Source organism: Serratia symbiotica (assembly GCF_000821185.2).
Classification (GTDB): Bacteria; Pseudomonadota; Gammaproteobacteria; order Enterobacterales; family Enterobacteriaceae; genus Serratia; species Serratia symbiotica.
Window position 1 is genome coordinate 2,962,084 of record NZ_CP050855.1, and the last position, 14,898, is coordinate 2,976,981.

Annotated in this window: 7 protein-coding genes and 2 pseudogenes; 4 read left to right on the forward strand and 5 right to left on the reverse strand. The window is 53.2% G+C overall.

The features are described 5' to 3' along the window. Positions 1-10: 10 nt before the first annotated feature. Together SYMBAF_RS14760 and ppiA are read right to left on the reverse strand one after the other, a co-directional pair. The gene (locus tag SYMBAF_RS14760; RefSeq protein WP_040263637.1) at positions 11-1,528 is read right to left on the reverse strand and encodes a helicase HerA-like C-terminal domain-containing protein; all 1,518 of its coding nucleotides are present in this window, start codon (positions 1,526-1,528) and stop codon (positions 11-13) included. A gap of 204 nt (positions 1,529-1,732) precedes the next feature. Beyond that, positions 1,733-2,302 carry a peptidylprolyl isomerase A gene (gene ppiA / locus SYMBAF_RS14765; RefSeq protein WP_040263639.1) on the reverse strand — a complete coding sequence of 190 codons (570 nt, stop codon included), beginning with the start codon at positions 2,300-2,302 and terminating at the stop codon, positions 1,733-1,735. Between the two features lie 874 nt (positions 2,303-3,176). Between ppiA and tsgA the strand changes: the two genes are divergently transcribed. Further along, positions 3,177-4,361: an MFS transporter TsgA gene (tsgA, locus tag SYMBAF_RS14770; protein WP_040263909.1), complete on the forward strand. Its 1,185-nt coding sequence runs from the start codon at positions 3,177-3,179 to the stop codon at positions 4,359-4,361. Positions 4,362-4,483: 122 nt separating this feature from the next. On the opposite strand, the pseudogene SYMBAF_RS14775 reads toward tsgA, so the two are convergent. The 3 genes and pseudogenes from SYMBAF_RS14775 to SYMBAF_RS14785 form a co-directional block, all read right to left on the reverse strand. Continuing rightward, positions 4,484-5,737 (reverse strand): annotated as a pseudogene (locus SYMBAF_RS14775) (MFS transporter). Then, positions 5,730-7,529, reverse strand: coding sequence for an ABC transporter ATP-binding protein (locus tag SYMBAF_RS14780; protein WP_040263641.1), 1,800 nt, complete (start codon positions 7,527-7,529; stop codon positions 5,730-5,732). The pseudogene SYMBAF_RS14775 and the gene SYMBAF_RS14780 overlap by 8 nt, the downstream one beginning before the upstream one ends. Continuing rightward, a complete protein-coding gene (locus tag SYMBAF_RS14785; protein WP_040263911.1) occupies positions 7,529-9,232 on the reverse strand; it encodes an ABC transporter ATP-binding protein in 1,704 nt (567 codons plus the stop codon). Before SYMBAF_RS14785 ends, SYMBAF_RS14780 begins: the two co-directional genes overlap by 1 nt. Positions 9,233-9,501: 269 nt before the next feature. Between SYMBAF_RS14785 and SYMBAF_RS14790 the strand changes: the two genes are divergently transcribed. The 3 genes and pseudogenes from SYMBAF_RS14790 (at position 9,502) to SYMBAF_RS14805 (ending at position 14,880) form a co-directional block, all read left to right on the forward strand. Further along, complete coding sequence (locus tag SYMBAF_RS14790) at positions 9,502-10,461, forward strand: helix-turn-helix transcriptional regulator (RefSeq protein ID WP_040263643.1); 960 nt, start codon at positions 9,502-9,504, stop codon at positions 10,459-10,461. Positions 10,462-10,636: 175 nt separating this feature from the next. After that, a pseudogene (locus SYMBAF_RS14795) lies at positions 10,637-13,607 on the forward strand (AMP-binding protein); the annotation flags it as partial. 104 nt (positions 13,608-13,711) lie between these two features. Beyond that, positions 13,712-14,880 (forward strand): IS3 family transposase gene (locus tag SYMBAF_RS14805; protein WP_152609001.1). Its coding sequence is split into 2 segments (ribosomal slippage): positions 13,712-13,961 and positions 13,961-14,880, totalling 1,170 coding nucleotides; the frame shifts between segments, so codons are not numbered across the junction. Positions 14,881-14,898: the final 18 nt, after the last annotated feature.

Consider the following 14,898-nt stretch of genomic DNA (forward strand, 5'->3'; position numbering starts at 1 on the left):
TAATTTCAGCCTACTTTCTCCGGCCGCCCCTGACGGAGTCCCACACACCGCGCAAAATCTGGCGGCCGAGATCGCGCGCCATGCTCTTGGCGGTAGTCTGCACGATGCCATCACGCTTGCCGCCACGCGGGCCGGTAGAGCCGAACAGGAACTCGTTTACACCCCCCAGCAGACCGCCACTCCCCGCCGGTGCAGGCTGTTCCTGTTGGATTGGCTGCTGCGTACCATGGGCGACGAAGCCTTCTGACGACAGCTTTTCATAGGCAGACTCGCGATCGACCCTGTCTTCATAACGGCCATACAACGGTGATTTATTGATCGCGCTATTCAGTCCGTCCGCACCTAACATGCCCATCTTGGAGCACGGCGCGATCACCATCGCCCGTTCCACAACATGAGGCCGCCCTTTCTCATCCAGAAACGACACCAACGCTTCACCTACCCCCAATTCGGTGATCGCCGTCTCGGCGTTGAAAGCCGGGTTCGCACGCATCGTCTGCGCTGCCGCTTTCACTGCCTTTTGATCGCGCGGGGTAAAGGCGCGCAATGCGTGCTGCACACGGTTGCCCAGTTGCCCTAGCACGCTATCCGGGATATCCAGCGGGTTCTGAGTAACAAAGTAGATGCCCACGCCTTTGGAACGGATCAAGCGCACGACCTGTTCAATTTTGGCCAGTAGCGCTGGTGGTGCATCGTTGAACAGTAGGTGCGCCTCGTCGAAAAAGAACACTAGCTTCGGCTGCACCGGATCACCTACCTCCGGCAGACGTTCGAACAGCTCAGCCAGCAACCAGAGCAGGAACACCGAATACAACTTCGGCTGATTGATCAGCTTGTCTGCCGCCAGCAAGTTGATGACACCATGACCATCGGCGTCAGTTCTCATCAGATCATTGATATCCAACATCGGTTCACCGAAAAACCGATTGGCACCCTGTTCCTCCAGCGTCAGCAGCCCGCGCTGAATGGCACCGATCGAGGCCGCCGATATATTACCGTACTGGGTCTGGAACTGCTTGGCATGGTCGCCGACATATTGCACCATGGCACGCAGATCTTTCATATCCAGTAACAGCAACGCGTTATCATTGGCGATTTTAAACACGAGTTGCAATACGCCGTTTTGCACTTCATTCAAGTCCAGCAGGCGGCCTAGCAGCAATGGCCCAAAATCGGACAGGGTGGCGCGGATCGGGTGGCCTTTCTCGCCGTAGATGTCCCAGGGGATGATGGTGCAGGCTTGCGGTTGCCAATCAGTGACGCCGATCGCCGCCAGCCGCGCCAACAGTTTTTCGGACGGCACACCCTCAGCACCAATACCGGAAAGATCGCCTTTCACGTCCGATAGGAATACCGGCACACCGATACGCGAAAACTGCTCAGCCATTCTTTGCAGCGTCACCGTTTTGCCGGTGCCGGTCGCCCCGGTGATCAAACCATGCCGATTGGCCAAGGCTGGTAGGATCACCAGATCCTGCATCGGTTTTCCATCTTTCATCGCTTTGGCAATAATTCGTGCTTCACTCATTTTCTTTTCCTTTGACGTGGCGCGAAAAACGCTTACTGATGTCAATAAAACTATAAGCGCCACATAGCCCCGTCAAGGACAACAAAAAGGGGATCGCCAAAAGGCAACCGATCGTACAGGGGATATATTACAAATAGTGGAAGAAAAGACAGGCAAGGGGACAGAAACGACAACGGCCGACCCCGGCGGGATCGGCCGGAAGACTTATGGCACCACTTTGGCTGACAGAATGAGCACCGGTTTGGTCGGTACATTCTGGTGCGGGCCGACATTGCCGGTCGGTACTTGAGAAATTTTGTCTACCACGTCCATACCCTTCACCACTTTGCCGAACACCGCGTAACCGAAGTCACGCTGGCCGTGATCCAGAAAGGCGTTGTGCGCCACGTTCAGGAAAAACTGGCTGGTGGCACTGTCTTTGTCGGCGGTGCGCGCCATCGAGATAGTACCACGCAGGTTGCGCAAGCCATTATCAGCTTCATTCTTGATCGGTGCATGGGTGGATTTTTGCTGCATATCAGCCGTAAAACCACCGCCTTGAACCATAAAACCTGGGATCACGCGGTGGAAAATGGTGTTGTTGTAGTAGCCGCTATTCACGTAGTCGACGAAATTTTTGGTAGAAACCGGTGCCTTTTGGCTGTCGAGCGCTAATTCGATATTCCCTACCGAGGTAGTCAGCACAACATGGGTTTCATTGGCGGCGAATGCGCTTGGTGCCATTGTTGCTAGGGAACACAACGCAACGCAGGCGACTAAAGTACGTTTGAGCATGGGCAGATCCTTCTCTGAGAGACAAACAGCGGAAAAGCGCTGTGATTCTAAAGAGCGGTACCAGCAAGTACCCGCCATTTATCTATATTTACACAATGGTAGAATATAGCACCGACAAACTCGGACTTGCGGTCAACATATGATCGCCAGTCACTTTTTCACCAACAGCATCACAAACTGCTGGAGAAATGAGCCGATACCAAATATACCCTAACTAATTCGAGTTGCAGGAAGGCGGCAAACGCTGAGCGGCAGGCTTAACCTCAGGGATGGGGAGCATTAATCCCCCCCGGCACTTATACCAGAGGAACGAGGAAAGCTAACGCACAGGCAACTTGAAGTATGGCGGGTACAGTCAACGGGAATTAATCTATCATAAACACCCTGCTGGTAAATAAAAAACGATCATTAGACGACACGAGCTAGCAACAGGCCATGCCTTTACAGCCCCCATCAGCCGCGATCCGCGCCGAAGGACGCAAAGATCATAAGATATTTCATTACACCTCGTTGATTGTATCAAAAAATCGACAGCCATCATAAAAACTCCGGTCCTCTGTGCTAGGATCTGCCCTCTGGTGGCCCTGTTCAGGACTTTCTTCTGTTTTACCAGGAAAAACCAGCGGCCTTTTACCCGTATTTATACCCTAAATAATTCAAGTTGCAGGAAGGCAGCAACGCAGCGACAAATCGGTCAGGAACCGATTTGAATAGTGCTTGCGCTGGGCCGCAGGCTGAACCTCAGGGATGAGGTGCATTAATCCCCAGGAGCTTAGATCAGTAAGTGACTGGGGTGAGCGAGGAAAGCTCACGCACAGGCAACTTGAAGTATGACGGGTATAAAACCTCTAACAGACATAATCAGGTCTATACAATGAATGACAGCAACCGCATACGGCTCCTTTGGATCAGCTTCCTTTCATACGCACTGACAGGTGCTTTAGTGATCGTCACAGGGATGGTGATGGGAAACATTGCAGAGTACTTTAACCTGCCGGTTTCCAGCATGAGTAATACCTTTACTTTCCTCAACGCCGGTATTTTGATGGCGATTTTCCTCAATGCCTGGCTGATGGAAATCATCCCACTAAAGCGTCAGTTGCTCTTCGGTTTTGTCCTGATGGTACTGGCAGTGGCCGGACTGATGGTCAGCAAAAGCCTGGCCCTATTCTCCCTGTGTATGTTTATCCTCGGAGTGGTCAGCGGCATCACTATGTCGATAGGGACTTTCCTGATCACCCATATGTATACTGGCCGCCAGCGCGGTTCACGTTTGTTGTTCACCGATTCTTTCTTCAGCATGGCTGGCATGTTCTTCCCGATCGTTGCCGCTATGCTGCTGGCTCGTCACATCGGCTGGTATTGGGTTTACGCCTGTATCGGGCTGCTGTACCTCGGCATCTTCGTGCTGACACTGTGCACCGAGTTCCCAGTGCTGGGTAAAAAAGATGCCGACACCCAGCAACCTATCGCCAAGGAAAAATGGGGTATTGGGGTATTGTTCCTGTCGGTCGCCGCGTTGTGCTACATCCTTGGTCAACTGGGCTTTATTCAGTGGGTGCCGGAATACGCCACCAAATCGTTCGGCATGGATATCAACCAGGCCGGCAAGCTGGTGAGCGATTTCTGGACCTCTTATATGATCGGCATGTGGGTATTTAGCTATGTACTGCGCTTTTTCGATTTGCAGCGTATCGTCACCGTGCTGGCCTCACTGTCAACCCTCGCGATGTATCTGTTCGTTAATACCGATAACCCTCAGTATTTGGGTTACTACATGATGGCTCTGGGCTTCGTTTCCAGCGCAATCTACACCACGTTGATCACCCTGGGTTCACTACAGACCAAGGTTTCCTCACCGAAGCTGGTCAACTTCATCCTGACCTGCGGCACCGTCGGTACCATGTTGACCTTCGTGGTCACCGGCCCCATTGTGGCGAAAGGTGGTGCGCACGCGGCGCTGACCACCGCCACCGGCCTGTACGCGGCGGTGGTGGTGATGTGTGTACTGCTCGGTTTTGTGACCAAGCATCGCCGTCACAGCCACGTCACGCATTAATCGGTAGTGTCAGAGATAACAAGGCGTATTGCTTGTCAAAAACGCTTTTAACAATACCGCAACGGATAACGTTGCGGCATTCTTTTTTATTGCTCTTGGGGGCAAACGTTGCGGATAGGCTCTTAATCTGCCGCTCGCGACACACTCAGACGTAAGACCACCAAGGCTGCCAGTAAAGTGACCAAACCAGCAAACAGGAAACAGGCCGCGTAGCCAAAGTGTTGGGCGATAACCCCGCCGATACTACCTGCAAAGATGGCGAGTGCCGCATCGGTGCATTGGAAGATAGTGAAGTCAACACCAGCCTGCAACGGGGATGAAAGGGACATCAGCGTGGCGTAAAGACAAACCAGTGCACAAGCCAAGGTAACGGATTTGGCGACGACTACCCATTGTAATATCTCCAACATTACACCATGCGGTGCTAGCCAGAGCGTTGCCACCACGGCTAACAGCGCGCCGCCCTGCATACCATAAGCCACCAGCAACGCCCGCCCTGCCGGGCAGTATTTCATCAATAATCCCCCCGCCAGCGTTCCCACCACGCCAGCGGCGATGTTTGCGCCGCTTAGCAGTGCGCCTAGGGTAGACATACTGATGCCGTGATCCAGCAGCAAAGAAGCAGAAAGGGGCATCACAAAACGCATACCGGTATTGAGCATCAACACCAGCAGCAATCCAAGACGCGTTGGCGATCGCCTCAATGCGTAACGCAAACTGGGGGAATGCCGAGAGCGCCTTGTTCTCCTCGGTTCCGTCATGCGCAACAACGGCAACGACAGTAGCATAATCAACAGCGCCAGCATCAGCATTGCCCCCGGCCAGCCATATTCTGCCGCCAGCATCAAAAACAACCCGCCGCCGCACATCATTCCCAGATAGCTTCCGCCGACCTGAACGCTATTCCCCCAGCCGTAACCAGTTTGTGTTAGTTGGTCAACGCAAAAGCCATCGCTGGCGATATCAATGGTGGATGCCACAATCCCTGCCAGCATAAATAGCAGGAACACCCCCACGCCTTCCGAACCTTGTAACATGCCGTCTCGATCAAGTCAGCCGATGGCTCCCACCATCATCAGAATAACAGCCAGCAATACCTGACCACGCAGAATAAGCTTGCGCGATCGCCGCTCCTGGCAACCGGGCGGCAGGCGACAACGTTCAATCCAGGGTGCCCAAATAAATTTTAGCGCCCAGGGCAGCATAAACAGGGTCGTGGCCCCCGTCAGAGCCAGTGAGCCACCCGCTGCACGCACCAACGCCGGTAGAGATTGCATAGACAGGGCGGAAATCAGGCTCTGGGTAATATAGACGCCAGTAATGGCGAAAATAACGCGCCCGGTAGTCAACGTCAGCGGCTGATGGGCCTCACTCATTTACCCATCCTCCAAGCGCAGACGCTTCTCCTTCACGCCAGAGCCTGACGGCCATTTGCGCACGCCACAGCGCCTGATAGCGCCCTTCTCTGGTTAACAGTTGGCTATGTGTTCCCTGCTCAATAACCTGACCGCCTTCCATTACCAGAATGTTTCCCGCCCTGACTATCGTCGATAATCGATGGGCGATGATGATCACCGTCCGGTGGCGTACCAGGTTATCAATGGCCTGTTGCACTGCCAGTTCACTCTCAATATCCAAAGCCGCCGTGGGTTCATCCAGAATGACGATCGGCGCATTTTTGAGTAACGCTCTGGCGATAGAGATCCGTTGCCGTTCGCCGCCGGACAACTGCCCGCCCATTTCCCCCATTGGCGTCTGCCACCCTTGGGGTAGATGGGTAATAAAATCAAGGCACTGTGCAGCGCGGGCAGCGTCTTCAACCTCTTGAAACGTCGCTTCCGGTCGAGCGATGCGGATATTCGCCAGCAGCGTATCGTCAAACAGCCAGACATCCTGAAACACCACCGAGATCAGGCTATTCAATTGCGACGATGTCAGATGTCGAATATCAACGCCACCAATGCAAATACGCCCCTGTTGTGGATCGGCATAGCGCATTAATAGCTTGCTCACCGTGGTTTTACCGGCACCGGATACCCCCACCAGTGCACTGATGCTGGATACGGGGAACGTTAGGGAAACAGCATTTAGCGAATGGCCCGCGCAGCCGGCATAGCAAAAACTGACGTTTTCGAAAGTAATAGCGTAACCATCTGGCTTATCGCTCTGTTGAACAACAGGCAGTGGGGAAACCGCCATCAAACGCTCAATGCGTTGTAAAGCATCGGCAATCAACTCCACGACAGCGGTATAACTGATAAACATTGCCATGGGTTCAGCGAAACGCGTAATCATCACTGCCGCAGCAATCAAAAACGCAACGTGCAGCGTGCCAGACACCACCCAAACAATCCCAGCCAACACTACCGCCTGCAAGCCCAGTTCCACTACGCTGGCAATCAGCATAGTCGCACCCGTTCCCCGGCGATGGCTCTCGGTCTGGCACTGCTCCAACAAGGTGAAATGATCCTGCAACGCAGCGCTTTTATCGGCATCCTTGTCACTGGTGCGCAACACCGCCATTCCTTGGGCAAATTCAACGATATCGCCGCTAATCCGCTGATGCGCTTCACCTAGGGTTTGCATCTGGCGACGCATCGCGGGTCTGCGCCAATAATAAAATGGCACCAGCAAGGGGAAGATCAGCAGCATGACCAACCCCAGCCGCCAATCTATCCACAACGTTATCAACGATGCCGTTAGCGGAGTGACGATGGTGAGCAGCAGGATATTCGAGATAGCCGTGACATAGTTGAGGTTCTCATCCACACTGCCCAGTAATAACGCGTCCATTTCACCGGCACGCGCACGTTGCAAACGCTCAAGCGGCATTTTCCGTAGCTGTTCCCCCAGCCGTAGCCGCAGTTCATAGGTTGCCTGAGCCAGATGACCACAATATTCAAACCCCAAACCATACCAGCGTAACGCCAACGTCAGCAGCGTCGTAACACTGAAGATAATGGCCCAATCGCGCAGCAAAGCGACATCTCCTGGTAACACCGCGTCGATGATCGGATACAAACAGGCGAAAGCCCCCCCTTGCATCACTGCGGCCAGCAGCAGCGCCAGCATACGGCGGCGAAGCGCACCAGCCTCACTACCCACGCTGCGGACAAGCTGACGCCAGATTTCCCTCCAGGCCAGATTGGTAGCACGGTTGTTCAACATCACTTTTCCCCCACCGCTACGCCAGCACCACCCGGTGTCCACTGTTGCGCCTGTTGATATTGCTGCCAGAGCCGCTGATATAAACCGCCTTGCGCCAGCAACCCGGCATGATCGCCCGATGCTACTAGCTGCCCCTGAGAGAACACCAGGATCTGGTCAGCCTGCGTCACCATCGACAGACGATGTGCCACCATAATGACCGTTTTGCCGTGCATCGCCGCCGATAGAGCCTTGATCAACGCGGCTTCATTCTCTGGGTCGGCAAACGCAGTGGCCTCATCCAGCACCAAGATAGGGCGATTTTGCAAAATGGCCCGCGCGATAGTGATGCGCTGGCGCTGACCGCCGGAAAGGAACACGCCGCGCTCACCAACCAGCGTGTCATAGCCCTGAGGCAAGGCACTAATAAAGTCATGAGCCTGCGCTACCTTCGCCGCCGCCATAACAGCTTCCATAGACATTTCCGGCAATCCCAGGCGAATGTTATTGGCAATGGTGTCGGCAAACAGAAAGTTATCCTGAAAAACACAGGAAACCTGACGCATCAGCGTATCGGTACGCATATCCCGAATATCCACGCCACCAATACTAATATGCCCTTCATCGACATCAGCGAAACGCAGCAACAATCGTGTCACGGTGCTTTTCCCAGCACCGGATGGCCCCACCAGGGCGATAATTTTTCCGGCAGGTAGATGAAAACTGACATCGTTCAGCGCGACGACTTCCCGACCTTGAGGATAGTGAAAACGCACGTTCTTAAAGGTAACGCTGGCATCATCGGGTTGCCGATCGAATGCGGGCTGTGGCAATTCCTGCATCGCCAGTAGCTGATAAATACGTTGCACGCTTAATCGCGTTTGCGCCACCCGATGATTCAGCATCATCATCGGCATGACAGACTCCGCCATGCCGCTAGCCAGCAGTAATACCGCTACCCATGCCGAGATATCTAGGCTGTCATGCCTCATCAAACCATATCCCACCCATACCAACACTGATAAAGTGGGGAGAGGATTCAGAATGGAGAAAGAGAAGCGAGCAGAGTATCCTGCCCTGCGATACCAGGTTTTCAGCACCGCGACCCAATTTTCAAGGGCGTGTTGATAGCGCCCGAAGCTAGACGAGCCGCTATCAAAGGTTCTCACTACAGGCATCGCCTGCACAAACTCAATGACCGCCGCACTCACTTGCTCCCGCGTCTGGTGATAACGTTGCTGCATTTCACCGGAGCTACGCCTAGCCAGCACCAACACCACGGCACCAAAAACCAGCACCGCCAGTGCCGCCAGTGCTAGCCGCCAGTCCAGCGAGAATAGCAACGCCATCGTCGCCAGCGGCATGAGTACTGCCCGCACGTAGAGCGGCGTGCTGTCGGCAACAAAAATATGTAGCGACTTCACATCGTCCTGTATCACTTTAACCAGCACACCGCTTCCCATCCGCTGTAATTCACCGAGTGAAAGTTTTACTAACTTACACGCCAGTTCGCCACGTAGCACCTTTTCGAGGCGAAAAGCTGCATAGTGGGAGAGGTTAAATGCCTGTAGGCGAAGAACGAAGGTCAACACCACGCAGCCTATCATGCCGATTAACGGATATAGCGGCATAACAGCGGGCGTATCCTGTAACTGACGCAGGCTCCCCGCGAGAAAAAGCAACGCACCCAGACTGGCTAATGCTGCCAGACCAGACAGCGTCATCGAAAAAATAATTTTTCCACGAACCGGTGTGATAACGCGCCAGAGAGGAAAACGCCCAGGGGTTTTCTGTTCATAATCAGATGAATGAAATATCATGAGAGTCGATGAATTTCCTGATGAATTTGCATTGACGCCAAAAAACGTCTTCCATTGTGGCGTTCTGATAGTTAATCTAAATAATAACCATTATCAAAACCATATCTGCCCCATTTGGTTTTTTTTATACCCGCATTGGTACATTGGTAGAGTCACAGGGAGATAACCAGGCTATGACGGAGTCACCACGAACAAAATCTGAAATCTCTATTCATCAACTGGTGGTCGGGGAGGGCGCAAAAGGTGTAAACATGCCAGACCAGTGCGAGTTGCTACGCTATTCGCTCCAAGAAGGCATGGATATTCTGCTCTGGCGAGGCCATTTTTCGCAGCCCACGACACTGCCACTGCATGATGATCTGGGAAGAATTAATTTTTCCTGTATTCTAGAAGGGTCATCACGTATCGCATTACATGGTGCGCAGCGCCATCTCCAGTGGGAGTTACAATGCAACTGTCACTACGTTACCCATACGCCCGACTGTCATGGCAGCGCCTTTTACTACGGCAGCTTCGAAAGCATTACGCTTTCACTCAGCCCTGCCGCACTCACACAGTGGGTACCGGACAATATTGCGGCCATTAGGCATAAAATTGATTCCCACGACTATTGTCAGCAACAGCGCTATAACGCCGAAACGCATTTAACTGCTCAAGCATTACGTCATGCGCTAACCCGGCTGCATGATGGGTTCAGCCACGAACAGAAACCGGCGAATTTATGGCTACAAGGACAGAGTCTGGTCATGCTCAGCCTTATGCTGGATGAATATCATGAGGACGATAACTGCCTCTGTGACCATTTCAATCCTACGGAACGCCAGAAACTACTACGGGCCAAGGATCTTCTGTTGGCAGATTTAACGCAAGCACCCACCATCGCTGAACTGGCACGGGAGACAGGTCTGAGCGTGCTTAAAACAAAACGCGGGTTCCGTACTCTATTTAACAATAGTGTGTACGGGCTTTTTCAACTCGAACGTATGCAGGAAGCCAGAAGACGACTCGCCAATGGTAACGCGTCAGTGATGACGGTCGCCGCCGATTTAGGGTATACCAATGCCAGCCACTTCTCCGTTGCCTTTCAAAAACAGTTTGGTGTGAACCCGTCAACATTTAAACGTCTGCTTTAGATCTCTTTTTTCAGCACGGTCTAGACAAAACCACCCTGGGTTTCACTGATCCTTTCTTCTCTTCCAACCCGAAGCGGGGATAAATAAACCCGTTTCGGGTGGTTCTCATATGATAATGATAAGTATTATTAATTAATAAACTCGTCCGTTTTCAGATGTCCTATCAGGAGGGAAAATGATTTTCGGGGCACTCTCTGAGAATACTTTTTTGCAGAATAGCCGACACGATATCGCTTACCAGCAAATGCGCCAACAACTCGCGCAGGAACTGAATCTGATGCCACAACAATTGAGCGAGGAAAGCAATTTGATCCAGCAAGGGCTGGACTCAATGAGAATGATGAGATGGCTACACTGGTTTCGTCAGCATGGCTACTCCATCACACTGCGTGAGCTGTACGCCAACCCCACGCTGGCACAATGGCGTGAATTGATGCATCGCCACCTTAAAGAAACGCAAGATGATGAGACGGCAACTAAAGCTCCTGTCTGGCAGTTGATGACCGATGGCACCCCCTTCCCACTTACCCCAGTGCAGCACGCCTATCTAACCGGTCGCATGCCGGGTCAAGTGCTTGGCGGCGTAGGATGTCATCTGTATCAAGAGTTCGAAGGCCACGGCCTGACGGCGCAGCGTCTGGAAGGAGCTATCACCTTATTGTTACAACGCCATCCCATGCTGCGCATCGCTTTTCGCGCCGACGGCCAGCAGTACTATCAGAAACAGCCTTACTGGCACGGCGTTACCGTACATGATTTGCGCCAAAGCGACTCACCTAGCCGCGATGCTTATTTGTACGCGTTACGCCAACGTTTGAGCCATCGTCTCTTACGCGTGGACATTGGCGAAACATTTGATTTCCAGCTTACATTGTTGCCAGAAGGCTACCATCGCCTGCATGTCAGCATTGACCTTCTTATCATGGACGCTTCCAGCTTTACGCTGTTCTTCGATGAACTCAACGCCTTACTGGCGGGAGAGTCACTGGCCCCGGTTGATGTCCATTACGATTTCCGCTCCTGGATACTGCAACAGCAACAGGTTAATCAAGGGGCGATTGAGCAAGCGCGATGTTACTGGCTGGCAAAAGCTGAAAATCTGCCCCCTGCCCCCATACTGCCGTTGGCCTGTGAGCCAGCTACTGTCAGTGAAGTACGCACCACCCGGCGCCGGATGACTCTTCCCGCAGAACGCTGGGCATGCTTTAGCCAACAGGCGGGGGATATCGGCGTCACACCAACCATGGTGCTGACAACCTGTTTTTCCGCAGTGCTGGCGCGTTGGGGAGGTTTATCACGTTTGCTGCTTAATCTGACGCTGTTCGATCGACAGCCGTTACATCCTGCTGTAGACAACATGCTGGCCGATTTCACCAATATTATTCTGCTCGATACCGTCTGCTACGGCGATACACTCGGTAACCTCGCATTTAAAAATCAGCTAACGTTCACTGAGGACTGGGAGCACCGCCATTGGTCTGGTGTCGAACTGCTGCGTGAACTGAAACGACAGCAGCGTTATCCCCACGGTGCTCCGGTAGTGTTTACCAGTAATCTTGGCCGCTCGTTGTACAGTCGCCATGCACAATCCCCGCTAGGAGACCCGGCCTGGGGCATTTCGCAAACCCCGCAGGTGTGGATAGACCACCTGGTGTTTGAACATCAGGGAGAGATTTACCTGCAATGGGACAGCAACGAAGCACTGTTCCCTCCAGCGCTGATCGAAACACTGTTTGAGACTTATTGTGCATTGATCAATCAACTATGTAGTGACAGTAGCGCATGGTCACGGCCATTTGATGAGTTAATGCCTCCCAGCCAACAGGCCGTGCGCTTACAGGTTAACAGCACCACTGTCCCCCTTCCAGAAGGTCTGTTGCATGAGGGCATTTTCCGCATGTCTCTCCAGCAACCGCAAGCGCTGGCAGTGATCGATAGCCGTTACCAGTGGTGCTATGGCGAACTGGCGGAGAAAGCCAGACGCTGCGCGGCGTATCTGACAGAACACGGCGTACAGCCCGGAGACAACGTCGCCGTGACCATGTCAAAAGGTGCAGGGCAAATTGTCTCCATACTGGGGGTGCTGCTGTGCGGGGCAATTTATGTTCCCGTCTCACTGGATCAACCCACTTCGCGGCGAAAACGCATCTACGCAGACGCCAACATTCAGCGGGTACTGGTTTGCCAGCACGATAACCTTAGCCAGACAAATGATGTACTGACCCTCAGCTGGCAGCAGGCGATAAAAGCCGAACCGCTTGCCATCACCCTGTCGCGGGAACCTACACAACCGGCTTATATCATCTATACCTCCGGCTCCACCGGTACGCCCAAAGGCGTGGTCATTTCTCACCGGGCGGCGTTGAATACCTGCGCTGATATCAATCGCCGTTATCAGGTCAACCCTCATGACCGGGTGTTGGCACTCTCGGCGTTGCACTTTGATCTGTCGGTTTACGATATTTTCGGCGTACTTACCGCCGGCGGCGCATTGGTCATCGCGGCAGAAAACCAACGGCGCGATCCCCGTGCATGGTGTGAATTGATCGAAGATTATCAGGTGACGCTCTGGAACAGTGTGCCTGCGTTGTTCAACATGCTGCTGACCTGGTGTGAAGGCGTCTCCTGCTCCGCGCCCGCCAACCTACGCGCAGTGATGATCTCCGGTGACTGGATTGGCCTTGATCTTCCTGAACGTTATCGTGCATTTCGCCCACAAGGGCAGTTTATTGCCATGGGCGGTGCCACCGAAGCCGCTATCTGGTCCAACGCCTGCGACATTGAGCATGTACCTGCACACTGGCGCTCCATTCCCTATGGTTATCCTCTGGCTAACCAACGCTATCGGGTGGTGGATGAATTAGGCCGCGACTGCCCCGACTGGGTAGTGGGCGAATTATGGATAGGCGGTGGGGGAAAAAGACAAGACGCTGGTGGCGTTTGTCGTACCGCAGGGCGATAAGTTAAGCGTCGCGCATCATTGCCATCCGGCATTACCGGATAACTGGCAAACGCTTCTTCCCGCCTCGTCCCACCCCGTTTTCCAAGGTGATGACGCAGAGGAGCAAGTCGCCGACTTTTTGCTACATCGCTTGTTGATGTTGGAGCCTGGTCAGTTTCTTTCTGACGATCCGGCATCACTTATGCAGGAACGCGGTATCCAGCCTCGCTGGCGATCTGTAGTGGCACACTGAATTTGGCCACCTGAACAGAGGTGATATGCTCACCTCAGGACATTACAGGTGCTTCAATGAAAAAAAGAAATTTCAGTGCAGAGTTCAAACGCGAATCCGCTCAACTGGTCGTTGACCAGAACTACACCGTGGCAGATGCAGCCAGTGCTATGGATGTCGGCCTTTCCACAATGACGCGATGGGTGAAGCAGTTGCGTGATGAGCGGCAGGGAAAAATACCTAAAGCCTCTCCCATTACTCCTGAACAAATTGAAATACGTGAGCTGAGGAAAAAAATACAACGTATTGAAATGGAAAACGAAATATTAAAAAAGGCTACCGCGCTCTTGATGTCAGACTCCCTGAACAGTTCTCGATAATCGGGAAACTCAGAGCGCATTATCCGGTGGTCACACTCTGCCACGTGTTCGGGGTTCATCGCAGCAGCTACAAATACTGGAAAAACCGTCCTGAAAAACCAGATGGCAGACGAGCTGTATTACGCAGCCAGGTACTGGAACTGCATAGCGTCAGCCATGGCTCTGCTGGCGCAAGGAGTATCGCAACTATGGCAACCATGAAGGGCTTCAGGATGGGACGATGGCTCGCCGGCAGGCTCATGAAAGAGCTGGGGCTGGTCAGTTGTCAACAGCCCACTCATCGGTATAAATGCGGTGGCCTTGAACACATCGCTATCCCGAATCACCTTGAGCGGCAGTTCGCAGTGACAGAGCCTAATCAGGTGTGGTGTGGCGATGTGACCTATATCTGGACAGGCAGGCGCTGGGCCTACCTCGCCGTTGTTCTCGACCTGTTCGCGAGAAAACCGGTGGGCTGGGCAATGTCGTTCTCACCGGACAGCAGGCTGACCATCAAAGCGCTGGAGATGGCGTGGGAGGCCCGGGGAAAACCAGCCGGAGTGATGTTCCACAGCGATCAGGGCAGCCATTACACAAGCAGACAGTTCCGGCAGTCACTGTGGAGGTATCGGATCAGACAGAGTATGAGTCGGCGTGGAAACTGCTGGGATAATAGCCCAATGGAGCGCTTCTTCAGGAGTCTGAAGAACGAATGGGTACCGGTGACGGGTTACATAAACTTCAGCGATGCAGCCCACGCAATAACGGACTATATCGTTGGGTATTACAGCGCGCTCAGGCCGCATGAATATAACGGTGGGTTACCACCAAACGAATCGGAAAACCGATACTGGAAAAACTCTAACGCGGTGGCCAGTTTTAGTTGACCACTACACACAGATCGT